The sequence below is a fragment of the Lentzea flaviverrucosa genome (assembly GCF_003350445.1).
In the GTDB taxonomy this organism is placed as follows: domain Bacteria; phylum Actinomycetota; class Actinomycetes; order Mycobacteriales; family Pseudonocardiaceae; genus Lentzea; species Lentzea californiensis.
Window position 1 is genome coordinate 399,776 of record NZ_QQAU01000003.1, and the last position, 25,613, is coordinate 425,388.

Annotated in this window: 27 protein-coding genes; 13 read left to right on the plus strand and 14 right to left on the minus strand. The window is 70.0% G+C overall.

The window, feature by feature from the left end; genetic code table 11:
* The first annotated feature begins 141 nt into the window (after window positions 1-141).
* The 7 genes from DFR72_RS11740 (at window position 142) to DFR72_RS11770 (ending at window position 6,910) form a co-directional block, all read left to right on the plus strand.
* Window positions 142-735, plus strand: a complete 594-nt coding sequence (locus DFR72_RS11740; RefSeq protein WP_143086563.1) for a DUF6801 domain-containing protein — start codon at window positions 142-144, stop codon at window positions 733-735.
* A 26-nt stretch (window positions 736-761) separates the two neighbouring features.
* Window positions 762-1,652 carry a glutaminase gene (locus tag DFR72_RS11745; protein ID WP_090062683.1) on the plus strand — a complete coding sequence of 297 codons (891 nt, stop codon included), beginning with the start codon at window positions 762-764 and terminating at the stop codon, window positions 1,650-1,652.
* Window positions 1,653-1,671: 19 nt separating this feature from the next.
* A complete protein-coding gene (locus tag DFR72_RS11750) occupies window positions 1,672-2,997 on the plus strand; it encodes a M20/M25/M40 family metallo-hydrolase (RefSeq protein WP_177224483.1) in 1,326 nt (441 codons plus the stop codon).
* A gap of 10 nt (window positions 2,998-3,007) precedes the next feature.
* Window positions 3,008-3,796: an SDR family NAD(P)-dependent oxidoreductase gene (locus DFR72_RS11755; protein WP_090062681.1), complete on the plus strand. Its 789-nt coding sequence runs from the start codon at window positions 3,008-3,010 to the stop codon at window positions 3,794-3,796.
* Between the two features lie 64 nt (window positions 3,797-3,860).
* The gene (locus DFR72_RS11760) at window positions 3,861-4,694 is read left to right on the plus strand and encodes an alpha/beta fold hydrolase (RefSeq protein WP_090062679.1); all 834 of its coding nucleotides are present in this window, start codon (window positions 3,861-3,863) and stop codon (window positions 4,692-4,694) included.
* Between the two features lie 11 nt (window positions 4,695-4,705).
* Window positions 4,706-5,797 carry a hypothetical protein gene (locus DFR72_RS11765; RefSeq protein WP_090062678.1) on the plus strand — a complete coding sequence of 364 codons (1,092 nt, stop codon included), beginning with the start codon at window positions 4,706-4,708 and terminating at the stop codon, window positions 5,795-5,797.
* A gap of 12 nt (window positions 5,798-5,809) precedes the next feature.
* Complete coding sequence (locus tag DFR72_RS11770) at window positions 5,810-6,910, plus strand: hypothetical protein (protein ID WP_114773663.1); 1,101 nt, start codon at window positions 5,810-5,812, stop codon at window positions 6,908-6,910.
* Here the strand turns inward: DFR72_RS11770 and DFR72_RS11775 are convergent.
* The 3 genes from DFR72_RS11775 to DFR72_RS11785 form a co-directional block, all read right to left on the minus strand.
* A complete protein-coding gene (locus DFR72_RS11775) occupies window positions 6,891-7,352 on the minus strand; it encodes a hypothetical protein (protein WP_090062674.1) in 462 nt (153 codons plus the stop codon). The genes DFR72_RS11770 and DFR72_RS11775 overlap by 20 nt on opposite strands.
* Window positions 7,353-7,521: 169 nt before the next feature.
* Entirely contained in the window at window positions 7,522-11,160 is a 3,639-nt protein-coding gene (locus DFR72_RS11780; RefSeq protein ID WP_090062673.1) for an nSTAND1 domain-containing NTPase, read from the minus strand.
* Between the two features lie 46 nt (window positions 11,161-11,206).
* Entirely contained in the window at window positions 11,207-11,929 is a 723-nt protein-coding gene (locus DFR72_RS11785; RefSeq protein WP_090062671.1) for a helix-turn-helix domain-containing protein, read from the minus strand.
* A gap of 69 nt (window positions 11,930-11,998) precedes the next feature.
* On the opposite strand from DFR72_RS11785, the gene DFR72_RS11790 reads away from it, so the two are divergent.
* On the plus strand, window positions 11,999-12,931 hold the full coding sequence (locus tag DFR72_RS11790; protein ID WP_177224482.1) for an aldo/keto reductase: 933 nt from the start codon (window positions 11,999-12,001) through the stop codon (window positions 12,929-12,931).
* Here DFR72_RS11790 and DFR72_RS11795 read toward each other — a convergent pair.
* From DFR72_RS11795 to DFR72_RS11805, 3 genes are all read right to left on the minus strand, one after another.
* On the minus strand, window positions 12,924-13,136 hold the full coding sequence (locus DFR72_RS11795; protein ID WP_090062670.1) for a DUF5703 family protein: 213 nt from the start codon (window positions 13,134-13,136) through the stop codon (window positions 12,924-12,926). The two genes, DFR72_RS11790 and DFR72_RS11795, sit on opposite strands and share 8 nt — an antisense overlap.
* Entirely contained in the window at window positions 13,133-13,765 is a 633-nt protein-coding gene (locus DFR72_RS11800) for a YncE family protein (protein ID WP_245982823.1), read from the minus strand. The genes DFR72_RS11795 and DFR72_RS11800 overlap by 4 nt, the downstream gene beginning before the upstream one ends.
* A gap of 225 nt (window positions 13,766-13,990) precedes the next feature.
* Window positions 13,991-14,956, minus strand: coding sequence for an aldo/keto reductase (locus DFR72_RS11805; RefSeq protein WP_090062667.1), 966 nt, complete (start codon window positions 14,954-14,956; stop codon window positions 13,991-13,993).
* A 72-nt stretch (window positions 14,957-15,028) separates the two neighbouring features.
* Between DFR72_RS11805 and DFR72_RS11810 the strand changes: the two genes are divergently transcribed.
* The 3 genes from DFR72_RS11810 to DFR72_RS11820 are packed head-to-tail and all read left to right on the plus strand — an operon-like array spanning window position 15,029 to window position 17,604.
* Window positions 15,029-16,078, plus strand: coding sequence for an LLM class F420-dependent oxidoreductase (locus DFR72_RS11810; protein ID WP_090062665.1), 1,050 nt, complete (start codon window positions 15,029-15,031; stop codon window positions 16,076-16,078).
* Window positions 16,075-16,902 carry an undecaprenyl-diphosphate phosphatase gene (locus DFR72_RS11815; protein WP_090062663.1) on the plus strand — a complete coding sequence of 276 codons (828 nt, stop codon included), beginning with the start codon at window positions 16,075-16,077 and terminating at the stop codon, window positions 16,900-16,902. Before DFR72_RS11810 ends, DFR72_RS11815 begins: the two co-directional genes overlap by 4 nt.
* Window positions 16,903-16,911: 9 nt before the next feature.
* The gene (locus tag DFR72_RS11820) at window positions 16,912-17,604 is read left to right on the plus strand and encodes a histidine phosphatase family protein (RefSeq protein WP_177224481.1); all 693 of its coding nucleotides are present in this window, start codon (window positions 16,912-16,914) and stop codon (window positions 17,602-17,604) included.
* Here DFR72_RS11820 and DFR72_RS11825 read toward each other — a convergent pair.
* Both DFR72_RS11825 and DFR72_RS11830 read right to left on the minus strand, forming a co-directional pair.
* Window positions 17,576-18,754, minus strand: a complete 1,179-nt coding sequence (locus DFR72_RS11825; RefSeq protein ID WP_245982826.1) for an RNA polymerase sigma factor — start codon at window positions 18,752-18,754, stop codon at window positions 17,576-17,578. The two genes, DFR72_RS11820 and DFR72_RS11825, sit on opposite strands and share 29 nt — an antisense overlap.
* On the minus strand, window positions 18,751-19,125 hold the full coding sequence (locus tag DFR72_RS11830; protein WP_090062660.1) for a YciI family protein: 375 nt from the start codon (window positions 19,123-19,125) through the stop codon (window positions 18,751-18,753). Before DFR72_RS11830 ends, DFR72_RS11825 begins: the two co-directional genes overlap by 4 nt.
* A 115-nt stretch (window positions 19,126-19,240) precedes the next feature.
* Here DFR72_RS11830 and DFR72_RS11835 point away from each other — a divergent pair, with 115 nt between their 5' ends.
* Window positions 19,241-19,690 carry a YybH family protein gene (locus DFR72_RS11835; RefSeq protein ID WP_090063562.1) on the plus strand — a complete coding sequence of 150 codons (450 nt, stop codon included), beginning with the start codon at window positions 19,241-19,243 and terminating at the stop codon, window positions 19,688-19,690.
* A gap of 34 nt (window positions 19,691-19,724) precedes the next feature.
* On the opposite strand, the gene DFR72_RS11840 is transcribed toward DFR72_RS11835, so the two are convergent.
* From DFR72_RS11840 to DFR72_RS11860, 6 genes are all read right to left on the minus strand, one after another.
* Window positions 19,725-20,102 (minus strand): hypothetical protein, encoded by a 378-nt coding sequence (locus DFR72_RS11840; RefSeq protein ID WP_143086562.1) that lies wholly within the window; start codon window positions 20,100-20,102, stop codon window positions 19,725-19,727.
* Window positions 20,103-20,209: 107 nt separating this feature from the next.
* Entirely contained in the window at window positions 20,210-20,833 is a 624-nt protein-coding gene (locus DFR72_RS46305) for a M4 family metallopeptidase (protein WP_245982898.1), read from the minus strand.
* Window positions 20,830-21,726 carry a M4 family metallopeptidase gene (locus DFR72_RS46310; RefSeq protein WP_211335394.1) on the minus strand — a complete coding sequence of 299 codons (897 nt, stop codon included), beginning with the start codon at window positions 21,724-21,726 and terminating at the stop codon, window positions 20,830-20,832. The genes DFR72_RS46305 and DFR72_RS46310 overlap by 4 nt, the downstream gene beginning before the upstream one ends.
* Window positions 21,727-22,091: 365 nt before the next feature.
* A complete protein-coding gene (locus DFR72_RS11850) occupies window positions 22,092-23,210 on the minus strand; it encodes a site-specific integrase (protein ID WP_245982828.1) in 1,119 nt (372 codons plus the stop codon).
* On the minus strand, window positions 23,207-24,253 hold the full coding sequence (locus tag DFR72_RS11855; protein WP_090062656.1) for a threonine aldolase family protein: 1,047 nt from the start codon (window positions 24,251-24,253) through the stop codon (window positions 23,207-23,209). The genes DFR72_RS11850 and DFR72_RS11855 overlap by 4 nt, the downstream gene beginning before the upstream one ends.
* A gap of 52 nt (window positions 24,254-24,305) precedes the next feature.
* A complete protein-coding gene (locus DFR72_RS11860) occupies window positions 24,306-24,677 on the minus strand; it encodes a DUF4180 domain-containing protein (protein ID WP_090062655.1) in 372 nt (123 codons plus the stop codon).
* Window positions 24,678-24,895: 218 nt separating this feature from the next.
* Here DFR72_RS11860 and DFR72_RS11865 point away from each other — a divergent pair, with 218 nt between their 5' ends.
* Window positions 24,896-25,603: an alpha/beta fold hydrolase domain-containing protein gene (locus DFR72_RS11865; protein ID WP_090062653.1), complete on the plus strand. Its 708-nt coding sequence runs from the start codon at window positions 24,896-24,898 to the stop codon at window positions 25,601-25,603.
* The last annotated feature ends 10 nt before the right edge of the window (window positions 25,604-25,613 follow it).

The window sequence follows — 25,613 nt, forward strand, 5'->3', positions numbered from 1 at the left end:
AGACCAGGAAGCCATTTCGTACGCAGGTGACAAAAGCCGGTTTTCGCTTGCCTTGCCGAATCAAAGCTGGCTACTTTACTGGCGAGTAAAGCAACACCGCCTTCTTGCAGTTCAATGACGTACTTCAGGAGGTCCCTGCAGATGAAGACCGGACTTTTCACGCGCGCAGCCGCAGTTCTGATGGTTGCCGGAGCGCTGAGCGTGGCGACGGCCGGCACGAGTTCCGCCGCGACCGCCGAGCTGAGCCTCACCTATTCGTGCCAGTTCTCGGTCGCGGGCACGCACGACGTGCCGACCGTGGTCAGCTCACCGAACCTGCCGGACTCGGCCGCCGTCGGGGTGCCGACCGCGCCGGCGTCGGCGACGGTGACGTCCACCGTGTCCGATGACGTCCGCAACACGCTGTGGTGGATCGGCGGCCGTTCCGTCGACGGCACGCTCACCACGAACATCGCCGTGGACAACGCCGGCAGCGTCCAGAACCTGTCGTCGACGCTGACCATCCCGAACACGCCGGTTCCCTCGTCCGGCACGTTCCAGGTCGTCGCCAGCGGCACCTTGCCCGCGCTGACGCTGGCCAACGCCGGCACGACGTCGATCAACCTCGGCAACGCGGACCTGGCGCTGACGCCGCGCTACGACAACGGCGAGCCGACCTGGATCGGCGTCGTCCACGTCCCCTGCACCGTCGTCGCGGGCCAGCCCACCAAGTTCTACGAGTTCACGGTGGCGTAGGGCTCATCCCGTGATGGGATGAGCGCATGGAGCTGCAGCAGCTGGTGGACCAGATCGCCTCAGAGGTCACGCCAGGTGGTGCCGTAGCCGACTACATCCCCGCACTGGCCAGGATCGACCCGCACGCCTTCGGCCTCGCCGTCGCCACCCTGGACGGCGAGGTCTTCGGCGCGGGGCAGTACGACAGGCCGTTCTCGATCCAGAGCATCTCCAAGGCGTTCATGCTGGCTCTGGCCCTCGCCGAGAACGACGACGTGTGGACCCGCGTCGGCCGCGAGCCGTCCGGGTCGCCGTTCAACTCGCTGGTCCAGCTGGAGACCGAGCAGGGCATCCCGCGCAACCCGTTCATCAACGCGGGCGCGGTCGTCGTCACCGACCACCTGGGCCTCGGCGCCGCGGACCGGCTGCTCGAGTTCCTGCGGCAGGAGAGCGGCAACCCAGGCCTGGGCGTCGACCCCGAGGTCGCCAAGTCCGAGCTGGACCACAGCGACCGCAACCGAGCGCTCGCGCACTTCATGGCCTCCTACGGCAACATGCGCAATCCCGTCGACGTGGTGCTGCACGAGTACGTGCGGCAGTGTTCGATCGCGATGAGCTGCGCTGATCTCGCCCGCGCCACCCTCTTCCTCGCCCGCCACGGCGTCCGCAACGACGGCACCCGGCTGCTCGGCGTCAGCGGCGCCAAGCGCGTCAACGCCGTGATGCTCACGTGCGGCACCTACGACGCCGCCGGCCAGTTCGCCTACCGCGTCGGCCTGCCCGGCAAGAGCGGCGTCGGCGGCGGGATCATCGCCGTCGTGCCCGGGAAGTGCGCGATCTGCGTCTGGAGTCCAGCATTGGACGCACGCGGCAACTCCGTCGCGGGTCTCGACGCGCTGGACCGTTTCACGACTCTCACGGGCTGGTCGGTGTTCTGACTGGTGGTAGGAAGACGGGGTGAGCACAACGGGGAACGCACTGGCACTGGCGGAGGACGAGGTCATCACCCTCGTCAGTGAGCTGATCAGGATCGACACGACGAACACGGGTGATCCCGCGACGGTCGTGGGCGAGCGCGAGGCCGCCGAGTGGGTGGCCGAGAAGCTGTCCGAGGTCGGCTACGAGACGACCTACGTGGAGTCCGGGGCCAAGGGCCGCGGCAACGTCGTCGCGCGCCTTCAGGGCGCAGACCCCAGCCGTGGCGCACTTCTCGTGCACGGCCACCTCGACGTGGTGCCCGCCGACGCCTCGGAGTGGTCGGTGCACCCGTTCTCCGGTGCCGTGCAGGACGGGTACGTGTGGGGCCGCGGCGCCGTCGACATGAAGGACATGGTCGGCATGACACTGGCCCTGGCCCGGCACTTCAAGCGCGAGAACGTCGTGCCGCCGCGCGACATCGTGTTCGCGTTCCTCGCCGACGAGGAGGCGGGCGGCCTCTACGGCGCGAAGTGGCTGGTGGAGAACCGGCCCGAGCTGTTCGAGGGCGTCACCGAGGCGATCAGCGAGGTTGGCGGCTTCTCGATCACGCTCAAGGACGACGTCCGCGCGTACCTCGTCGAGACCGCGGAGAAGGGCATCCGCTGGCTCAAGCTGCGCGTCAAGGGCACCGCCGGGCACGGCAGCATGATCCACCGCGACAACGCCGTGGCGAAGCTCGCCGCCGCCGTCACCAAGCTCGACCAGCACCGGTGGCCGCTGATCATCCGCCCGTCCGTGCGCGAGTTCCTCGACGGCGTCACCGAGATCACCGGCCTCGAGTTCCCGGACGACGACGTCGAGGGCTCGATCGGCAAGCTCGGCGCGCTGTCGCGGATGATCGGCGCGACGCTGCGCGACACGGCGAACCCGACGATGCTCTCCGCGGGGTACAAGGCGAACGTCATCCCGTCGACCGCCGAGGCCACTGTGGACTGCCGGATCCTGCCGGGTCGCGAGGAGGCGTTCGACCGCGAGCTCGCCGAGCTCCTCGGCCCGGACGTCGAACGCGAGTGGGTCGGCCTGCCGCCGGTCGAGACGACGTTCGACGGTGCCCTGGTCGACGCGATGACGGCGTCGATCATCGCCGAGGACCCCGGCGCGCGCGTGCTGCCCTACATGCTCTCCGGCGGCACGGACGCCAAGTCGTTCCAGACGCTCGGCATCCGCAACTTCGGCTTCGCGCCGCTGAAGCTGCCCGCCGACCTCGACTTCTCCGGGCTCTTCCACGGCGTGGACGAGCGCGTGCCGGTGGACGCCCTGAAGTTCGGTGTCCGGGTCCTCGACCGATTCCTGCGCAACAGCTGAGGAGACCGCCATGTCCACTGTGGACTTGACTGGACGGGTCGCGCTGGTCACGGGCGGCGCGGGAGGGATCGGCTCCGCCGTGGCGCGCCGGCTCGCGAAGCTCGGGGCACAGGTCGCGGTGCTCGACCTCGACGCCGCCGGCGCACACCGGGTCGCGTCCGCGGTGGGCGGCATCGCCATCGCCGGTGACGTCAGCGACCCCGAGACCATGCCCGCCGCCGTGGCGCAGGTGGAGAGGGAACTCGGACGCCTCGACGTCGTGCACCTCAACGCCGGCATCGGCGGCGGCCAGGCCGGTGTGGACGACGCGCTCGACGTCGCCCGCTACCGCAAACTGGTCGGCGTCAACGTCGACCACGTCGTGTACGGGCTCTGCGCGGCCGTGCCGGCGTTGCGGCGGCAGGGCGGCGGGAAGGTCGTGATCACGGCGTCGCTGGCGGGGATCACCGCGATGCCCTCCGATCCGCTGTACACGCTGACCAAGCACGCGGTCGTCGGGTACGCGCGGGCGGCGGGCAAGGCGTTGGCAGGGGACGACATCACGGTCTCCGCACTGTGCCCCGGGTTCGTCGACACGTTGCTGCTGGGCGGGGCGAAGGAGGAGTTCGCCGCGGCCGGGTTCCCGTTGCTGACGCCTTCGGACGTCGCCGAGGCCGTGCAGTCGGTGCTGGCCGGCGGCGGGCCGGGGGAGGCGTGGATCATCCAGCCCGGCGGCAAGGCGACGGCCTACGACTTCCGCGGCGTGCCGGGCGTCGGTGGCGGGCAGCTGCCACCTCCTGTGGTGCTCGGCCGCGTTTAGGGCGTGTCCTTTCGCCGTGTCGTCTCGTTAGGACGAACAGACGACACGGCGAAAGGAACTCCGCATGGTGCGGCTGGAAGACGGAACCGAGCTCAACGTGCTGCGCGCGGGCGACCCTGATTCACCGGTGACGGTCGTGCTCGCGCACGGCTACGCCCTCGACCACCGCACCTGGCACAAGGTCGTGGAGCAGCTGAGCCCCGAGTTCCAGGTCATCGCCTACGACCACCGCGGCCACGGCGGGTCGGGCGGCGCGTCGAAGGAGACGGCCACGATCGACCAGCTCGGCGAGGACCTGGGCGAGCTGATCGAACGCGCGGTGCCGCAGGGCCACGTCGTGATCGCCGGGCACTCGATGGGCGGCATGGCGGCACTCGCGATGGCCGAACGCAGGCCGCGGCTGTTCCGGCAACGGGTGCTGGGTAACGTGTTCGTGTCCACGGCGGCGAGCGGCATGTCCGAGACGTCGCTGGCGTGGCCCAAGGCCGTCGGGAAGCTCGTGCGGGAGCTGGAACGGGCGTTCGGGCCGATCGTGCGCGCGGTGCGGGAGAAGATCGAGCCGGCCAAGACGGCGGGGCTGCGCTGGTGGCTGTTCGGCGACGAGCCGTCGGACGAGGACGTCGAGCTGACCGCGGACGTGGTGTGGGGGCACTGGCCGGAGACGATCGCGCTGTTCCGGCCGACCGTGGACCGCTACGACCGCGAGGCCGGGCTGATGGTGGCCAAGGAGAAGGCCGTCGTCGCCGTCGTGGGGGACGAGGACCGGCTGGTCCCTGAATCCGACGCGGTGAAGTTCGGCGGAACGTCGGTGATCCTGTCGGACGCGGGCCATATGCTTCCCCTCGAGCGGCCGGCCGAACTCGCGAACCTGATCCGGGAGGTCGCCGCCAAGGCATAGCTGGGGGGCTGGTGCTGCACTACCTGGAGCCGCGGACGGACGTGCCCGCGAAGGACGACTGGTCGACCCGTCTCGCGCTCGCCGACGTCCGCATCGGTGTGCGCCAGCGCGTGGAGTCGCTCTTCGCGGCCGTCGCACTCGTCGTCACCTTCTTGGTACCGGGTACACCGGGGAACACGGCGGCGCGGATCGTGCTCGGCGTGATGGTGGTGATGTCGTTGCTGGCGTTGCTGCCGAACCGGTCTGTGCGCCTTGCGCTGCGCGGCGGCCTGCTGGACGAACCGTGGCGACGCGAGGCGGCGGCGGTGGCGCGGGAGCACGAGAACGACCCCGTGCACCGCCTGCTGCTGAGCGGGCTGGTGCTCAAGGGGTGGTTCCACGACCTGATCCCGGTGGTGCTCGACCGGGGGGAGGTCTTCGTGTGCGGCCCCGACGCCGACGGCCGCGCGATGGTCAGGGCCGCCGGGTCGACGTCGATGAACAAGGCCGTGGCAGACGAGGGGCACTTCCAGGCGAGGGATCGCGAGGAGTGGGTGCTCGGCCGTCCTGGCGACGACGAGGAGGTCCGGGACGGCCTGGTCCTGTCCCGAGCACTGGTGCGCTGGTTCTGGGTCTTCCCGGCGGTGGCGCTGGTGGTCGCGGGCGTGCTGGTCGCGTTGAGCATCTCGCCGTTCGCGCCGACGGGCCTGGTCGCGGCCGCTCTCGTGGCGCCGGTGCTGCTCGACGTTCCCGCCGCGGTCGAGATAGCTCGCCGGCAGCGGGACGTGGCCCGAGCCGTGGCGACCGCGGAAACCTGGACGTCGGTGCCGGTCAGGCTGTTCCCGTGGCGGCGCGGGCATCACGTCGCCGGGATCGCGGACCTGCCGGAGGGCCGTGCGCTGGTGCGGTTCCCGGCTCCGTTGTACGACATCGTCGCGAACGTCGCCGACACCGGTGCCATGTGGGTCGCGGGCACGCATCGCGGCATCCTCGCCGTGGGAGTGCCCGGGACGGGTCAGCTGATGTTCGCCGTCGCGGACCCGGATCGGGCCGACCGGACGAGCGACCCGATGTCGTGGTGGCGAAGGACCAGCCCGCGCGACTACAGCGCGCTGCCGCACTAACCGGGAGGTCGGGTGCAGTACCTCGAACCGCGGACGGACGTGCCCGCGAAGGACGACTGGTCCACCGGGCTGATCCTGCAGGACCTGCGCTGGGGCGCGAGGACGCTGGGCGGCATCGCCGTCGTGGCGGGCGCCGGCGCGGTGACGTGCTGGCTGCTGCCGTCGACGCCGGGCAACATCGGCGCGTTCGTGGTGCTGGCGCTGATCACGCTCGTGGGCGGACTGGCGCCGCTGATGTACCGGGTGGAGACGAGGGCCGAACGGCGTGGCCTGCTGGAGCGGCCGTGGCGCCGGGTTCCGGCCGAGGTGCTGGAGAAGCACGCCGACGGGACCGACCGGCTGCTGCTCGAGGGCGTCGTGCTCAAGGGCTGGCTCGAGGACCTGCCGGACATGGTGCTGGAACGACAGGAGGTCTTCGTCTGCGGCCCGGACATCGGGGGCAGGGCCGTCCTGCGCGCCGCGGGGTTCGCGAAGATGGAGAACGCCAAGGTCGATCACGGTGAGGACGCCGCGAAGCACCCGGTTCGCAAGCGCGTGGAGCGGCCGCTCGGCAGGCCTCTGGACGACGCGGCCACCCTGCGGGCCTTCAAGGGCATGCGGTGGGGTGTGCGGGCCTGGCTGTGGTCCGCCGTGCCCGCGGTCGCCGGGGGAGTGCTCGTCCTGCTCAGCCTGTTCCCGTTCGCCCCGGCCGGGCTGGTCGTGGGCGGGCTCGTGCTGGCCTTCGGGCTGCTCGGCATCCCGACGTCGGTCGAGATCAGCCGCTGGTACCGCGACGCCGTGCAGGCGGTGCAGAACTCGGCGGGGTGGATGCCCGTCGCGATCACGTTGTTCCCGTGGCAGCCCAACCAGCACGTCGCCGGGCTCGCCGAGATGCCCGGCGGGCTCGCGCTGGTGCAGTTCGTGCTACCGGACCTCACCGTGGTCGCGAACATCGCCGACACCGGCGTCATGTGGATCGCCGGGACGCACGGGGACGTGATCGCGGTGGGCGTGCCGAGGGGGCCGGTGCTGACGTTCGCCGCGGTCCAGCCGGATCGGGACATCCCGCAGGAGGACCCGATCCCCCCGATCCTTCGGTTCCACCAGCCCGACTTCAGCGGCCTGCCGCGCTAGACCGGCGGCGTCCGGGCGGGCGGCCGAAGAGCCGCACGTGCTCGTCGACCAGCCAGTCCTTCAGCGGCGACCACTCCGGGTGGTGGTTGAGGACCAGCAGCCGGTGCATCCACCAGTTGGGGTCGTCGTGGCGGGGGAACGCGGCGAGCCACGCGGCCCGCTCGTCCGCCGTGAGGCCCCAGAGGTGCTGCAACTGGCCCTCTGCGTCCGTGTCGAGCTGGGCGGTGATGCGGCCGCCCTCCGTCTGCCATTCCGCGCGCAGTTCGCGCAGCACGGCTATCGCGCGTTCGTCACCCTCCTCGGCGGTGACGACGACTGTGTGCAGGCCCTGGGCCGCGGCATGCGCGAGCAGGGCACGGGCGGACGTTTCGTCGTGCGGCAGTGCGCTGTGAGCGACCCCGACTTCGTGCGGCACGAACTCCATGACCCAGAATCTGATCATATCGACAACCAGTTCGGTAAATTTTATTGCTTCAGTGTTGACTGAAGAGTCACCTTCGGCCGGTTGGCCGCTCCCGTTGCACGAACGTTGTTGTACGACGCCCGGACATCGACACCACACAACGTTTTCGCACTACACATACGGTGAGAGGAAAAGGTGAGGGTGTTGTTCAGCAGAGAGGCCTCGGCTCCACGCCGGGGAAGTATTGCTCCCAATGACGAGTGGACAGGTGCGCCGTCGTAGTGGCGCACACACGGGCCGCGGTGGCGTCGACGTCGATGTCCCACACGCGGACGGTGCGGTCCGCGCCGGTGGTGGCCAGGGTGCGGTTGTCGGGCGCGAAGCCCACACCCCACACCCGTTCCGTGTGACCGTGCAGCACTGCCCGGACCTGGGGGTTTCGGGGATTGCGCACGTCCCACACGCGGACCAGGTCGTCGGTCGTCCCGGCCGCGATGAGGGTGCCGTCGGGGGAGAAGGCGAGGCGCTGCAGCGGCCCGCCGTCATTGGGCAGGGAACCCAGCCTGCGCGGCTGTGCGGGATCACTGATGTCGTACAGCGCGCCGCTGGAGTCCATGTTCGCGAACGCCATGACGTTGCCGTGGATGACCACCGTCATGACCTCGTGCCGCCCGGCCTGGCCGCCACGGCGGATCGGGTTCGGGTTGTCGTCGGTGCGCAGCGCGGGGTACGCGCGGGGCGAGGCCGGGTCGCTGACGTTCCACAGCTGGAGCTCGCGGGAGCCGCTCGCGATCACGAGCGTGCGGTCGTCCTGCGAGAACTCGATCTGCCACACCGTGTCGGCCTCGGGCACGGCGAAGCTGCCCACCTTCACCGGTCGGGCGGGGTCGCTGATGTTCCAGAGCCCCACCACGCCGTTCTGCTCGGCGGCGGCGAGCGTGGTGCCGTCGTGGCTGAACGACACCGACTCGATCGCCTGGGTGCCGGTGATCGCGCTGCTCAGCAACCGCGGTCGGGCGGGGTCGCCGACGTCCCACAGGCCGCTGGCGGTGTAGGTCGAGGCGAACAGCAGCTTGCCGCCGGGGTGGACGTCGACGGTGGCCGTCTCCTCGGTGGCGGGGAGCCTGGGCAAGGTGGAGACGGGCTCGGCGTGGAGGTCCTCCTGGCGCCACAGCCTGATGTCGCCGTCGGAGGAGACGGTGGTGAAGAACTCGCCGGCCGGGTCGTAGTCGAGTTTCCAGGCCGTCTCGCGGTGGCGCGGTGGGGTGAGGTTGGCGAGGTCGAGCACGCGGACCTCGGCGTCGTTGGTGGCGGTGACCATCTGCCGGGAGTCGGCGCTGAAGGCGACCGACCACACCATGTCGGTGTGGCCGGCGATGGCGGTGGTGAGGCGGATGTCGCGCGGGTCGGTGATGTCCCAGAGGCGCGTGGTCTTGTCGCCGCCGCCGGTGGCGAGGAACCTACCGTCGGGGGAGAACGCCATCGTGTGCACGGAGAAGATGTGTCCGGGCGCGACGCCGAGCAGCACGGGGTTGCGCGGGTCGTTGGCGTCCCAGATCCGCAGGCCGCCGTTCTCGCCGCCGGTGGCGAGCAGGCCGGTGGGGGAGAAGGCGATGGCGTCGGAGGAGCCGTTGCCCATGGCGGACGTGAGCGTGAAGAGGTTCTCGCCGGTCGCGAGGTCCCAGAGCCGGGCGGTGTCGTCCCAGGAGACCGACGCGATGGTGGTGCCCGCGGCGTTCAGTGCAATGGCGTGCACGACGTTGTCGTGGGCCTTGATGGTGCGCACGAGGGTGGCGGGACCGGAGACGTCCCAGAGCCGGACGGTCCCGTCCTCGCCGCTGCTGACGAGCGTGCGGCCGTCCGGGGTGAACTGGACGGCCGCGACCTGGCCCGCGTGCCCGGTGAGGCGGGCCTTCTCCGCGGGCTTGCGCGGGTTGGACACGTCGAACATGCGGATGTTGCCGTCCCAGCCCGCCGCGGCGAGGGTGCGGCTGTCCGGGCTGAACGCCATGCCGTGGGTGGCGTCTTCACCGGCGTGCACCCGGCCGAGTTCGACCGGGTGGTAGCGGTCGGAGACGTCCCAGATGATCACGAACCTGTCGTCGGCGGCCGAGGCCATGAGCTTGTTGTCGGGGCTGAACAACGCGAACGACGTGGCCTCCGCGTGGCCCCTGGCGATGGAGATCTGGGGTCCGGCGAAGGTGCTCAGCAGGCTGTCGCGGGCGGTGGGCAGGCCGGTCAGGCGGTAGGCGGCGAGACGGAGCTGGCTCGCGAGGCCGGGGTCTCGGTCCTGCAGGCCGTTGGCCTCGGCGATGGCCTTCTGGGCGAGCGCGATGGTGCGTTGCTCGGTGGTCTGGTGTTGCGCCCGCACGGCGAACACGGTCGCGGTGGTGGCCACGAGCAGCAGCACGGCGAGCAACGCGACCGCGCGGCGCAGGTTGGTGGTGCGGCGCTTGGCGGTGGCCAGTTCGTGTTCGGCCGCGGCTTTGCTGGCGTCGAGGAACGACTTCTCCGCGTCGTTGAGCGCGTCGGGTTCGCGCTGGGCCCAGTCGGTGGCCTGGGTGAGCGACACCCCTCGGTACAGCGAGCCGTCGTCGCGGCCGTGTGACTCCCAGTCCGCGGCCGCGACGGTGAGCCGGCGGTGCACGCGCAGGTCGTCGCGTGCCTCGGCGAGCCAGTCCTTGAGGCGCGGCCAGCCGCGGATGACGGCTTCGTGGCTGATCTCCACGCTGTCGTCGTCGACGGTGAGGATGCGTGCGTCGGCGAGGTGCTCGACGACGTCGTCGGCCGCGAGTTCGGACCGTTTGACGTGCCGTTTGGTGTCCTCGGTGCCCTCACCGGGGGTGACCAGGCGCAGGAAGACCTGACGGGCCCGGAGGCGCTGCTGCTCGTCGAGGCCGGTGTAGGCGTTCTCGGCGGTGTTGGCGATGGCGCGGGCGATGCCGCCGCTCTCGTGGTAGCTGGAGAGCGTGAGGGTGTTGCCGCGCTTGCGCCGCCAGGTTTCGAGCAGCGCGTGGCTGACGTGGGGGAGGACGCCCGGTTCACCGGTGGCGTCGGCGATGAGGCGGGCGACGAGTCCGGTCTCGAGGGCGCAGCCGACCTCGACGGCGGGCTGGGTGATGGCCTTGCGCAGCTCGTCGGTGCTCATCGGGCCGACCAGGACCTGGGCGTTCTCGACGGCCCCGACGAGGTCGGGGTAGCGGGCGCAGTGGCCGTAGAAGTCGGCGCGCATGCCGATGACGGTCTGGCCCTCGCGGCGGGTCAGAGCGGCGATGAACTCGTCGCGGTGGGGGAGCGCGAAGATCTCCTCGAACTGGTCGACCACCAGCAGGCCCTCGACGTCCGGCAGCACCTCGTGGGTGCCCGGCGTGATCAGCTCACCCTGCACGCGGGCCAGCAGACCGGCCCTGAGCAGCGAGGACTTGCCCGATCCCGAGGCGCCGACGACGAGCACCGCGTCGTGGTGCTCGAGCTTGCCCAGCAGCTTGCCGACGAGCCGTTCCCGCCCGAAGAAGCGGTCGGCGTCGTGCTCGGTGAACGCCTTGAGGCCGACGTAGGGGGAGTCGCCCTCGGGGTGCCGCGGGTCGGCCTCGCCGATCTCGCGCCAGCGTTGTTCCCACATCTCCTCGTCGCCGCCGCAGGCGCGGACGAACGCGAGCGACACGGCGAGGCTGGGCAGCCGCTGGCCGCGGGCGGCGTCGGCGAGGGTGCTGGCGGAGTAGTGGCTGAGCCTGCCGAGTTCGCGGTAGCCGGGGGAGCCGGCCTTCTCGCGGAGCTTGCGCAGGTCGAACGCGAACTGTTCAACGGGCCCGGCGAACGGGTCGAGCGGTTTTTCCGGGCGGGGCATGACGGCGATTCTTTCATCCGGACAAGTTCTAGTTACCGCTATGGCTTCAGTGTTGACTGAAATAGATCATCAACCGGTGCTCACCTTCACCGGCTAGGTAAAGCGTCTCGAACGCCAGGAGGTGGGAGCCCCAGCGCTCGGTGCCGATGGCGGGAGGCAGGGACGACGCGGCGTCGTAGCGGTCTGAGAAGGCGGCGCCGGCGGTGACGGAGAGTTCGAACGCCAGCGCGGCCGCGGTGTGATCGCCCAGGTCAGCGGCCGCGCGCAGAGTGGTGGCGCGGTCGTGCGCTACCTGGTCCCAGTCGGGGTAGTGGGCCTTGGCCCGCGGGCTGAAGGCGAAGCGGATGAGGTTGCGTTCGTCGTCCAGGCCGGAGACCTCGCGGAACCGCGCGGTGCTCGCGAGGACGTCGCCGGCGGGGGAGAGCACGGCGGCCGCGGCGGGTTCGAGGGTGTCCAACATCGCCCTGACCGTGGGGCGCAGCGGCGGAGGCGGGGGAGGGGAGCAGGTCGTGCCGGCCTTGATCAGGCGGTACAGGTGGACGCGCTCGTCGGCGGTCATGGTCAGGGCGTCCGCGAGGGCGGACAGGACCTGGCCGGAGGGGGAGCGGTCGGTGCCGCGTTCGAGGCGGGTGAGGTACTCGACGCTGATGCCGGCGCGGTCGGCGAGCTCGCCGCGGCGCAGGCCGGGGGTGCGGCGGCGGCCGGTGGCCGGGGGAGTGGTGGCTTCACGGCGGGCGCGCAGGAAGCGGCCCAGTGCGTTGTCGGCCATGATCGACGAGTTTAGAGGGGCCCTGAGCCGGTCTCCCTCGGTTCGCCGCCGGCGGTGATGCTGTGGATCATGAGATATCGACTGTTCGGCCGGACCGGCCTGCGCGTCTCGGAGTTGTTGCTGGGCACGATGACGTTGCGTTCGGAGGACCTCGCGCGGCGGGTGGTCGGCACATACGCCGACGCCGGTGGGAACTTCCTCGACACCGCTTCGGCCTACGGCGAGAGCGAGGAGGTCCTGGGCGCGGTGCTGACGCGGCGGGACCGGTTCGTGCTGGCGACGAAGTACGCGCTGTCGCGGGACGCGGCGGATCCGAACGCGGGCGGGAACCACCGCAAGAACCTGGTGCTGTCGCTGGAGCAGTCGTTGCGGCGGTTGCGGACGGACTACGTGGACGTGCTGTGGGTGCACCTGTGGGACCGGCACACGCCGGTCGAGGAGACGATGCGGGCGCTCGACGACGTGGTGCGGGCGGGGAAGGTGCTCTACGTCGGGGTGTCGGACGCGCCGGCGTGGTTCGTAGCGCGGGCGAACGCGCTGGCGGAGTGGCGGGACTGGACGGCGTTCGCGGGGTTGCAGGTGCCGTACAACCTGCTCGAGCGCGATGTGGAGCGGGAGCTGCTGCCGATGGCGTCGGCGCTGGGGCTGACGGTGGCGGCGTGGGCGCCGCTGGCCGCGGGGAAGCTCTCCGGCGGCACGCAGCGGTCCGGCCCCCTGTCCGAGCGGGAGGAGGGTGGGGCGCGGGCCGTGCGGGCGGTCGCGGAGGAGCTGGGTGCGACGCCGGCTCAGGTGGCGCTGGCGTGGGTGCGCGCGTCCGGGGCGCTGCCGCTGGTGGGTGCGCGCACGCCGGAGCAGGTGCTGGATTGTCTGGGCGAGGTCGTGCTGCCGCCGGAAGCGGTCGCGCGCCTGGAGGCGGCGGCCCCGTTCGAGCGGGGCTTTCCGGCGGACTTCATCGCCGAGTGCGAGCCTGCCGCGTTCGGCGACGGGCTGGTGGTCAGATGATGAGGCCTGGCACCAGGGCGGGCTGGCGCTTGCGGCGGAGCCAGATCTTGCGGGAGCCGTCGCCGTAGAGCAGCGTTCTGGAGAGTTCCCAGCCCGCGAACTCGGCTTGGATGGCCAGCTGCGTGGTCGCGGTGCGGCGGGAGATGCCGGGCGGCAGACGCAGCGGCCGGTATTCCCAGTCCCCGTCGATCACCCCTTCGGTCATGGTGAGATCACCTGTACCCCTCCGTTGTCGCCGGACGTGACGGTGACGCGTCCGGATTCCTGGTCGACGCTGACGGTGTTGGGCTGGCGCACGGTGGGGAACCGGTGCTTCTCGGCCGGTTCTCCGGCGGCGACGTCGAGTCCCACGACCTCGTTGCGCTCGGTGAGCGTGATCCACGCGATGTCGCGCTTGGCGTCGTAGGCGATGCCGTAGGGCGTGCCGGGCATCGGGTAGCGCTGACGCATGATCAGCGGGTTGATCGAGAACGCGATGAACTCGCCGCCGCGGGTGTCGACGACGAGCAGGCGTCCGAAGCGATCGGGGACGCCGTTGGTGGCGCCGTCGCCCGCGCGCAGGCCGGCGCCCCTGCTCTCGGTGCCCTTGTCGTCGGTGGTCATCTCGAAGACCGCGCTGCGCAGCCGGTCGAGTTCGACGTTGCGGCCGTTGACCTGGAACTTCAGCGTGGTGCCGGTCTCCTGGAACGTGCCGCCGGGGGTGATGGCACCGGGCGGCGTGCCGGTCTGGGCGGGGGAGCGGGCCGGCTTGGCCGCCTCGAGGACTTCGGCGACCTGCAGCGGATCCTGCGACCCCTCGCTCTGGCCGCACGCTGTCAGAGCGGCGGTGGTCAAGATCAGAGCAGCGAGCCGGCGCAAGAGCGGTTCCTCCGTAGAACGTCGTGGTCTTCCAGCATCCACGACGTTCGGGCGAAGGTCACGCAAGGGGTGGGGTGAAACCTCGTTCGGCTGCTTGGCCGCACTTCTCTCTATAGTTTCAGTGTAGACAAAAATTAGTACTCAACCGTTGTCCCGACCTCGTGAAACATCGGTCACAACACCCGCAAGGACAGAAGAGGGTCAGGGCATGGGGCGTTCGGGGTAGCCCAGTTCGATGGCGCTGACGTCGTCCAGCGCGGCCCTGATCGCCGGGGGCAACGTCAGCTCCTCGGCTTCCAGGGAGGCGAGGAGCTGGTTCGTGTCGCGGGCGCCGACGACGGGTGCGACGACTCCGGGGCGGTCGCGGACCCAGGCCAGGGCGACGCACAGCGCGGAGGTGCCGAGGCCTTCGGCGGCGGTGGAGACGGCCTGGACGATGCGGGCGGCGCGGTCGTTGCGGTGTTGTTCGACGTAGCCGGCGAAGTGGGCGGACGCGCCGCGGGAGTCGGGTGGGGTGCCGTTGCGGTACTTGCCGGTGAGGACGCCGCGGCCGAGGGGTGCCCAGGGCAGGAGGCCGAGGCCGTGGTGGCGGGCGGCGGGGGCGACTTCGCGTTCGATGCCGCGTTCGAGCAGGGAGTACTCGACCTGGGTGGAGATCAGCGGGTAGGTGGTGGGCGTGAGTGCTGCCGTGGCGAGTTGCCAGCCGCTGTAGTTGGAGATGCCCGCGTATCTGACCTTGCCTGAGGTGATGGCGTGGTCGAGGGCGGACAGTGATTCCTCGATGGGGACGCCGGTGTCCCAGGCGTGGAGTTGCCAGAGGTCGATGTGGTCGACGCCGATGCGGCGCAGGGAGCCGTCGAGGGCGGAGAGGAGTGCGCCGCGGGAGGCGCCTCCTCCGAAGGGGCCTTCGGTGCGGCGGGCGACGGCTTTGGTGGCGAGGACGAGTTCGTCGCGGGGGACGACTTCGTCGAGGAGGGTGCCGAGGATGCGTTCGGCTTCGCCGTCGGAGTAGACGTCGGCGGTGTCGACGAGGGTGCCGCCGGCGTCGGCGTAGGCCATGAGCTGGGTGGCTGCCTCGTCCGCGTCGGTGTCGCGGCCCCACGTCATCGTGCCCAGTGCCGTCCTGGACACGCGGAGGCCGCTGCGGCCGAGGTATCGCTGTTCCACGTGCGCGATGCTAAGGGGTGATCATCGGCTGAGCCTGGCAATCGGTGTTACTGACCGGTAGGGTCTCGCCGTGTGAAGCTCGGACTGAACCTCGGATACTGGGGCGCCGGCAACGACGCCGCGAACCTTGAGCTGGCCAAAGAGGCCGACCGACTCGGTTTTTCGGTGGTGTGGGCCGCGGAGGCCTACGGCTCCGATGCGCCGACGGTGCTCGCGTGGGTGGCCGCGCAGACCGAACGCATCGACGTCGGTAGCGCGATCTTCCAGATCCCGGCGCGGACGCCGGCGATGGCCGCGATGACCGGGGCCACTTTGGACACCCTGTCGGGTGGCCGGTTCCGGATGGGTCTCGGTGTGTCGGGTCCGCAGGTGTCGGAGGGCTGGCACGGTGTGCGGTTCGACAAGCCTTTGGCGCGCACGCGTGAGTACGTGGAGATCGTGAAGAAGGCGTTGTCGCGGGAGAAGCTGCGGTACGAGGGTGAGCACTACACGCTCCCGCTTCCGGATGGTCCGGGTAAGGCGTTGCAGCTGACCGTGCACCCCGTGCGTGACCAGATTCCGATCTACCTGGCGGCTGTGGGGCCGAAGAACCTGGAGCTGACGGGGGAGATCGCGGACGGGTGGCTGGCGATCTTCTTCTCGCCGGAGTACTCGGCGGAGTCGCTGGCGTCGGTGAGGGCCGGTCGGGAGAAGGCCGGGAAGACGATGGACGGCTTCGACGTGGTGCCGACGGTGCCGTTGGTGGTGGGTGAGGACTGGAAGGCGTGTGCGGATCCGGTTCGGGCGTACACGGCGCTCTACGTCGGGGGCATGGGTTCGCGCAAGCAGAACTTCTACAACAACCTGATGGTGCGCATGGGTTTCCCGGATCAGGCCGAGGAGATCCAGGAGAAGTACCTGGCTCGTGACTACGCCGGTGCGATGGCGGCGATTCCGCTGGAGTTCCTGGACGCGACGTCGTTGCTGGGCCCGAAGGAGCGCATAGCAGACCGGATGAAGGCCCTTGCCGCGGCGGGGGTCACCACGCTGTCCGTTTCGCCGATGCTGCAAGATCTGGAGCAGGGGATCGCGGGTCTTCGGACCGCGGCCGAGGCTTTGGATCTGGCAGGAGTGGGTAGTTGAGCTGGTTGCAGGCTCTGGTCCTCGGACTGGTCCAAGGACTGACGGAATTCCTGCCGATTTCCAGCAGTGCGCACCTGCGCATCACGTCGACGCTGTTCTTCGGCAACGACGCGGGCGCTTCGTTCACCGCGGTGATCCAGTTGGGTACCGAGGTGGCGGTGTTGATCTACTTCGCCAAGGACATCGGGCGCTTCATCAGCGCCTGGTTCCGCGGTCTCTTCAGCGCGGAGGCGCGCAAGGAGAGGGATTACAAGCTCGCCTGGTACGTGATCATCGGTTCCGTGCCGATCTCGGTTCTCGGTTATCTCCTGAAGGACGAGATCCGGACGTCGGCGCGGAACCTGTGGATCACGGCGACGATGTTGATCGTGTTCGGTCTGCTGCTGGGTCTGGCGGACCACCTGGCGAAGCAGCAGCGTGACGAGTTGCGGATGAAGGACGCGATCGGGATGGGTCTGGCGCAGGCGCTGGCGCTCATCCCGGGTGTGTCTCGTTCGGGTGGCACGTTGACGGCGGGTCTGTTCCTGGGGTTGAACCGCGAGGCGGCGGCGCGGTATTCGTTCCTGCTGGCGATTCCGGCGGTGTTCGGGGCGGGGTTGTTCTCCATTCCGGACGTGCTGGAGCGTTCGGGTACGGGTGTGCAGGCGTCGATTCCGCAGATGGTCGTGGCGACGTTGATCTCGTTCGTGGTGGGGTACGCGACGATCGCGTGGTTGTTGAAGTACGTGTCGAAGCATTCGTATTCGGTGTTCGTGTGGTACCGGTTGATGCTGGGTCTGGTGCTGATGGGGCTGCTGTCGATGGGGTTGTTGCAGCCGATCTAAGGTGGGGTCGTGGCTACGGTGATCCTGCTTCGGCATGCGCGTTCGACCGCCAACGGTTCCGGTGTGCTCGCCGGGCGTTCGCTGGGTGTGGGTTTGGACGAGCGGGGGCGGGCGCAGGCGGCTGCTCTGGTGTCGCGGTTGAAGGACGTTCCGGTCAGTGCGGTGGTGTCGTCTCCTTTGCAGCGGTGTGAGGAGACGTTGGCGCCGTTGCTGGCCGATCGGTCTTTGGAGGCCGTGGCGGAGCCGGATCTGTCCGAAGTGGATTACGGGGCGTGGACCGGAAAGGCGTTGAAGGACCTGTACGACGAGCCGTTGTGGGCGGTCGTGCAGCAGCATCCTTCCGCCGCGGTGTTCCCGGACGGTGAGGGTTTGGCGCACGTTCAGGCTCGTGCGGTGGCGGCGGTGCGGGCGCATGACGCGCGTATTTCCGAGGAGCACGGTCCTGGTGCGGTGTGGGTGTTGTGCTCGCACGGTGATGTGATCAAGGCTGTGCTGGCGGATGCGTTGGGTGTGCATCTGGACGGGTTCCAGCGGATCGTGGTGGATCCGTGTTCGATCTCGGTGGTGCAGTACACGCAGACGCGGCCTTTTGTGTTGCGCTCCAACGACAACGGCGGGGATCTGTCGGGTGTGGTGCCGGTGGCGCCGCCGCAGGAGGCTCCGTCGTCGGACGCTACCGTGGGTGGCGCGACCGGGATCTGAGGTAGCGCTGTTCTGGTGCGCTGAGGGTGAGTTTGGCGGCTTTCTCGTATTCCTGGCGTGCTTGGTCGTGGTCTCCTCGCAGGTCGAGGAGGTGTGCGCGGACGGCGTGCACGCGGTGGTGGTCGAGGTCCAGTGTGGACAGTTCGTCGAGTGCTCGGTGCGGGCCGTGGACCATGGCGACGGCGACGATGCGGTTGAGTGAGACCATCGGGCCGGGTGCGGTGACGGTGAGCAGGTCGTAGAGGCCGAGAATCTCGTGCCAGTCGGTGTCGTCGGCGGTCTTGGCTTCCGCGTGGACGGCGGCGATGGCCGCTTGCAGCTGGTAGGGGCCGATCTGGGCGGTCTCGAGCGCGGTGCTGATCAGGGTGGTGCCTTCGTCGATCGCTCGGGTGTCCCAGCGGGTGCGGTCCTGTTCGGCGAGCGGGATGAGGGTGCCGTTGGTGTCGGTGCGGGCGGGGCGGCGTGCGTCGGTGAGCAGCATCAGTGCGAGCAGGCCGGTGAGTTCGCCGTCGGCCGGCCTGCGTTTGTGCAGTTGGCGGGTGAGGCGGAGGGCTTCGGCGGTGAGGTCGACGCGTACCAGGTCGTTGCCGGAGCTGGCGGTGGAGCCTTCGGTGAAGATCAGGTAGAGCACGTGCAGGACGGCGGTGAGGTCCTGCGGTGGGCGGAATTTGGCGCCGGACTGCTTGATCTTCTGCTTGGCGCGGCTGATGCGTTGTGCCACCGTCGCTTCGGGTACCAGGAACGCTCGTGCGATCTCGGCGGTGGTGAGTCCGCCGACGGCTCTGAGGGTCAGGGCGATCTGCGAGGCGGTGGTGAGGGACTCGTGGCAGCACAGGGCGAGCAGGGTGAGGGTGTCGTCCTGTGCCGGTACCGGGTCGGGTGGTGCCGGGGTGAGGGCGACGACCTTGTCCTCGCGCTGGCGGCGGGCGGTGTCGGAGCGGTACTGCTCGATCCACCTCCTCGACGCCGCTGTGATGAGCCAGCCCTTGGGGTTGTCCGGGATGCCGTCGGCCGGCCATTGCCGGGCGGCGCCGAGCAGGGCTTCCTGCACGGCGTCCTCGCAGATGTCGAACTGGCCGTGGCGGCGCACGAGCACGCCGAGGACCTGCGGCGCGAGTGTGCGCAGCAGGCCCTCCACCTCAGGGTTCACAGGCCGTCCAGCATGGACGTGTCCCAGACCGGGCGGACCTCGATGCCGTCGTTGTGGGCGTCGGGCAGCGTCGCGGCGTGGGCGATGACCTGGTCGATCGAGTCGGCTTCGACGAGGTAGAACCCGGCGAGGTACTCCTTGGCCTCGGCGAAGGGCCCGTCGGTGACGACGACCTCGCCGTTTTTGATGCTGACGCCCTTGCCGGTCTCGGGTCCGGGGAGGCCTTCGCTGACGATGAGCTCACCGGAGGCGCGGAGCCGGTCGGACAGGTCGTAGTGGTCCTTGCCGAACTGCGCCTGCTGCTCTTCGGTGAGCTTGTCCCACGCGGCCCGTGACTTCGGGTTGCTGTAGATGAGGATCAGGTACTTCACGTGCGGCCTCCCGGCTCGTGGCTGGCTGGCGGAAAGATCTTCTCACCGTCATGTCGAGACCGCGGGCCGTGTCTCGACACCGGTGTGTCAGCCGATTTCGACGGAGGGTTTCGAGATGACTCGCACGCTGGTGCAGGACGAGGTCGCCATCCGCTCGGTGTTCACCGAGCACGAGGAGGGCATGCGGCTGCGTGATCCCGCGCGGATCGTGGCGCGTTACGCCGAGGACGTGGTGACGTGCACGCTGGCGCCTCCGTTGCGCAACGCCGGGCCGGACGCGCGGGACGTGGAGTCGCTGGCGGGGTGGATGGCCGGGTTCGAGGGGCCGATCACGCTGGAGCACCGGGATCTGACGATCGTGGTGTCCGGTGACGTGGCGTTCGCGCACGGGCTGGCGCGGCTGGCGGCGGTTCCCGCCGGCTATCCCGAGGGGTTCTCCATGTGGATGCGCACCACGGTGGGGTTGCAGCGGCGTGACGGGCGGTGGCTGGTGACGCACTCGCACGACTCGGTGCCGTTCCACATGGACGGGTCGTTCCTGGCGGCGACCGATCTGGAGCCGTGATCAGCGCGCCCGGCAGGGGGTGTTCGCGACTGGATCACGGGGTGTCGAGCACGAGGAACGTGCTTCTGCGGCGGTCGGTCTCCGGGTAGACGACGGTGCCGTCGTGCCAGGTGGCGTGCGTGATGACGTCGTTGTCGAGGTAGATGTCGATCAGGTCGTCATCGGGCCACCTCCGTGGCCCGAACGGCCCGTCGCAATCGGGGTGGGCTCCGGTGAGTCCTTCGGTGACGACCCGGTGGTGGCCTGGCTCGCCCCGGTTGTCGCGCTGGCGGGGGCTCCACCGCAGGGTGTCGCCGATCTCGTAGTCGTGCAGGGTGACGTGTCCGAAGTGGAACTGCACGGTGTGGTCGGCGGTGTGCCCGCAGCGCGGGCAGGTCAGGCCGTGCAGCACCAGGTAGTTGTACATCCCCATGACGTGCAAGCGAACCAGGTGCAGTGGGTGGCCGCGACACCATTATGCCGAGGCCCGGACCGTGCAGGGGGTCGGTCCGGGCCTCGGCGCTTCTGCGGCGGCGGGGTCTACTTGACGTTCACCGCGGCCCAGGCCCGGTTGACCGCCGCGTACTCGGGCGACGAGGCGCCGTAGAGGTCGGCGGTGGCCGCGAGGGTGCCGGTGCGGGCGGCGGCGTACTTGGTGCTGGAGGTGAACTTCGTGGTCAGAGCGCGGTACCAGATCTTCTCGGCCTTGTCGCGGCCGATGCCGGTGACGGGCTGGCCGTCGGCGGTGGGGGAGTCGTAGGCGACGCCGTTGATGGTCTTCTGGCCGCTGCCCTCGGAGAGCAGGTAGAAGAAGTGGTTGGCGATGCCGGAGGAGTAGTGGACGTCGACGTTGCCGGCGCTGGAGGACCAGTAGTCGAGTGACTTGCCGTCCTTGGAGGGCTTGTCCATGTAGCGCAGCGGCTTGCCGTCGCCGCGGATGTTGATCTTCTCGCCGATGAGGTAGTCGCCTGGGTCGGTGGTGTTGGCGGCGTGGAACTCCGTGGTGGAGCCGAAGATGTCGCTGGTGGCCTCGTTGAGGCCGCCGGACTCACCGGAGTAGACCAGGCCCGCGGTGGCGGAGGTGACGCCGTGCGACATCTCGTGTGCGGCGACGTCGATGCTGGTCAGCGGGTTGCGGTTCTGGGCGCCGTCGCCGTAGGTCATGCGAAGCACGAGTCGGACCAGAAGGCGTTGCTGTAGTTGTTGCCGTAGTGGACCTTGCTCAGCGCGCCCTGGCCGTTGTTCTTGATGCCGCTGCGGCCGTGGACGGTCTTGTAGTAGTCCCAGGTCTTGGCGGCGCCGAACGCGGCGTCGACGCCCGCGGTGGCCTTGTCGGTGTAGGTGCCGTTGCCCCACTTGTTGTCGGCGTCGGTGAACAGGGTGCCGGTGCCCGTGCCGTTGTTGAGGTTGTTGACGGCCTGGTTGCCGCGGGCGGGGTCCTTGAGCTGGAACGTGGAGCCGGACTGGGTGGTGTTGAGGGCGACGGTGCCGGTGTAGGTGGACTGGCCGGTGCCTTCGGCGTGGTGGACGCCGTCGTAGGTCAGCAGCGTGTGGCCGGTGCGGGCGTCGGTGAAGGTGTGCAGTTCGCTCGGCGTCTGGTCGTCCTTGACGCTGTGGGTGACGGTCTCCCAGGCGAGCACGGGCGCGTGGTCGAGGGCGAAGACGACGAGCGTGCCGTTCGACGCGGTGGCGGGCGCGGCGGTGCCGAGGCCGGCGAGGGAGGCCTCGGACGCCTTGGTCACGTCCGTGACCCGGCCGGACTTCTGGGCGACGACGAGGTCGCCGCCGATGACCTTCAGGCCGTTGAGGGTGCGGTCGAAGCGGAGGTGGTGGGTGCCGTCGGCGTCGCGCACGACGTCGCGGGGGACGAGTTGTTCGCCGCCGGACAGGCCGAGGGCGGAGGAGATCGTCCCCGCCTGCCCGGCCGCGGCGTGCAGAGCTTCCTGTTGGGTGGGGTTCCTCGGCTGCGGTGCGGCGTTGGCTCCCAGCGTGCCCGTGGCGGCCAGAGCCGCCCCGGCCACCAGGGCGGTGGTGATGCCCAGGGTTTTGCGCTTCATGAACGCTCCTTGTTCCGGTGCAGGGGGCGTTCGCTCCGGCGTTACAGGGGTGCCGGGGTGAACACCGTGGAACAGCCCGACCATCGTCGATGACCGGGCGTGGCGATCGTATTGCTCTCAGTGCATACGACCACCCGCTCCCAGAATGCGAGATCGGTTCACGAATTGGGCTGAGTCGCTGGTCAGGACACCGGTTTTTGTCCGAATGGTGGAACAAAAGAGCAGCTCAAACGGCGTGGAAACACGACGGAAACTTCCCGGTGCGCACCTGCTTCCGGCGTAGCGCGCTGCTCCGGGTGGCGCAGCCCTACCGGAGGGGATCTTGTTTACAGTTAACTACGCAGAGTGAGAGCTGGCTCACAGATTCAGAGGCCCAGACGGGTCACGGCGTTGTCCTCGAGGGGGTTCGCGGTGCGGATGTAGCGGTGCACCGTGCGCGGGTTGGTCCACCGGCCCTGCCGCATGATCTCCCGGTCGCTCGCCCCGCCCAGCGCCGCCTGCGTCGCGAACCCCGCCCGCAGCGAATGCCCGCCGAACAACGCCGGATCCAGCCCCGCCCGCACCGCGTACCGCTTCACCAGCTCCGCCACCGCACGCCCCGACATCGCCTTCGCGCCGATGCCGCCGTGCCGGTTCACCACCGGGAACACCGGCCCCTGCCGGCTGCCCGGCTCGAAGCCGTGGCAGCGGTGCAGACCGGTCTCGGAGAGCTCCTTGCCGTCGAGCACGTCGGCCCAGTCCGCGAACGCGCACACCGGGCACGTCGGCCGCCTGCTGCCGCGCGGCAGCACCACCGACTGCTGGTGCTTGCCCGTCTGGTCGGTCTTCGTCGTCCCCAGCCGGATCAGCAGCAACGGCTCGTGCGTGCGCGGATCCACGTCCACCGTGACGTCGGAGAACTCGATCTGCGCCAGCTCACTGCGCCGCAACGCCCCCGCGAACCCCACCAGCAGCAGCAACGCGTCCCTCGCGCGCGCGGGACCGGCCTGCGGCCGTTCGTCGAGCAGCGCTTCGAGGGTGTCGAGCAGCACCGGCCGTTTGCGCCGGGGCTGCGACTTGCGCGTGCGCCGCACACCGCGCAACGTCAGCCGCACGACGTCGCTGCGCGTCGGGCTCGGCAGGCCGTTCGCCGCGTGCACCGCCGAGATCGCCGCCGACTTGCGTTCCAGCGTCGAGGCCCCGAACGCCGGCGACCCGTCCGGTTTCACCGTGTCCGCCGCGACCGCCAGGTACACCGCCACGTCCAGCGGATCGGCCGGCAACGCCTGACGGCCCTCCGCCTGGCACCACCCGGCCCACGCGATCCAGTCCGACCGGTAGGCCCGCACCGTGTTCGGCGACTGCGCGTTGCGCAGATACCCCGCCAGCGACGCCGCCTGCTCGTCGTCGAACCTCTCGCGCACCCCCGCGAGCGCGTCGACGTCGATCAGCACCGAGTGCGAGACCCTGACCAGCGCGTGCTGGACGGGTTCGGGCAGGCTCACACCCGCGATGGTAGTCCTCTGATCAACTCCACCACCTCGCCCGGCGTGAACTCCAGCCCGCTGATCCCCACGCTCACCTCGAAGCTGCACCGCCGCGGATCCGGATTCGACCGCGCGTACAGGAACAACCTGATCCCCGTCTCCTCCAGCAGGTGCTGAGCAGCCCGCTGCGCGTCGTGGCGCGAGAGGGGCAGGTGGACGTGGAACAGGGGAGTGGCCGGCACGTCCGGTGTCGTGTGCGCGAACCCGTCGGCGTTGATCGCCCGCGCCAGGGCCTGGGCGTGGTCGCGGAACTCGGCCATCCGCGGCAGGTTCACCTCCATGCCCATCAACGCGATCGCGGCCAGCGGCCACGCGTCGGCGATCGCCCCGCCCATCCGGCGCCGCCACACCGCCGCCTGCGCGATCGTCTCGGCGTCGCCGGCGAGCACCGCGCCCCGCACCCCTTCGAGTCCTTTGTAGAGCGACACGTACACCGTGTCGAACAACGCGGAGATCTCGGCGAACGTGGCGTCGTAGCCGGTCTGCGCCTCCCACAGCCGCGCGCCGTCGCAGTGCGCGGCCGCACCCGACCGCCTCGCCCACGCCGTCTGCGCCGCCAGGTCCCCGAACGCGGGCAGCACACCGCCGATGTCGCGTTGCGGCAGCTCGAACACCACCGCCGCGAGCGGCTCGCCCACCGCCTGCAGATCCTCGAGACCGAACAGTTCGTTGCGGTCGCCCGCCGGGTGGAACCGCAGGCCGTGCAGCGCGTTGTAGCCCTGGTTCTCCCACACCTGCAGGTGCGACTGCGGATGCCCGGCGAACGAGCGGCGGCCCGTCCTGTCGGCGTGCACCCGCAACGCCACCTGCTGCGCCATCGTCCCCGACGGGAAGAACAAGGCCTCGGGCTTGCCCAGCAGCGCCGCGACCCGCTGCTCCAGCTCCCGCACCGGGTCCTCCGGCCGCGTCCGCGGCGTGACCCAGTCGGCGAGACGGCGGAGGACCTCGTGCGGCGACCTGCGCGGGCCACTGTGCTGCGAGAGCGAACGACGGATGTCCATACCCGCGACACTACCTATTGCAATCAATGTGCAATAGGGCTGTTCGGCGTGGTCAGGCCGCCGCGCTCAGCCGCGCGTCCAGCTCCGCCTCGTCCGCGACGAACCACAGCTGCCGGCCCCGGTTCGACTCGTACACGAAGTCCCGCAACGCCGAGCTCGCCGCGACCTGCTCGGTGATGTCGCCGACCACCGCGACCGCGAAGCCGTACTGCTGGAACTTCTGCACCACCGCACCCGCCACCCGCGTGCGCAGCACCAGGAAGTCCTCGGACAACCGCGCCAGCGGCAACACCAGCCACCGCACGTCCTGACCCCACAATGTGCCGATCAGGTCCACAGCGGACTGCTCGCCGGTGATCAGGGGACCGTCCTCGGCGCACATCAGCACCGTCGCGCCGTGGCGCGTCTGCACAACATCAGGCATGGCACCGGAACCTAGTAGCGGCGCACACCCGATGTCGCCCCGAATACCGGCGCGCCCGGTGATCACCGGTTGCTAGGCTCGGCGTACGCGATCAGTGCGAGGAGGTGAGTCCCATCAACGCGGTCAACCCAGATGGGCGCTCCCTCCCCTTCACAGCCTGACGCCTTCGACGCGTCGCCACGGGAGCGCTCCGGCAGCCACCCGGAAGGCGACCAGCCATGCGCTTCACCTCGCACACCACCTCCGCAGACGGCATCACCGAACGCGACTTCGTCCACGACGGCGTCCCCGGCGTGCTCTGGACCCCCGGCCACGACCCCGCCGGGCTCGTGCTCAGCGCCCACGGCGGCGGCCGGCACAAACGAGCCCCCGGCATCCTCGCCCGCGCGCACCGCTGCGCCGCCGCCGGTCTCGCCGTCGTCGCCCTCGACGCACCCGGCCACGGTGACCGCGTCCGCACCGCCGAGGACGAGCGGTTCGCCATCGAGATCCGCTCCCGCATGGCCGCTGGTCAGGACGCCGGCGCGCTCGTCGCCGAGTACAACGCCCTGCAGGCCTCGCGCGCGATCCCGGAGTGGCGGTCCGTGCTCGACGCCCTGCCCGCCCTCGGTGACCGGGTCGGGTTCTGGGGCGTGTCCATGGGTAGCGCTCTCGGCATCCCGCTCGTCGCCGCCGAGCCCCGCGTCCGCGCGGCCGTGTTCGGGTTGATCGGCGCCACCGGACCGCTGGTGCGCGCGGCGGCGGCGATCACCGTCCCCGTGCGGTTCCTGCTGCAGTGCGACGACCGGCTCGTCGCGCGGGACGCCGGTCTCGCGTTGTTCGACGCCTTCGCCGCGCCTCGCAAGTCGTTGCACGCCAACCCCGGAGGGCACGGCGACGTGCCCGAGCACGAACTGGCCGGCGCGGTGACGTTCCTGGCCGGGTGACGCCCGCGAA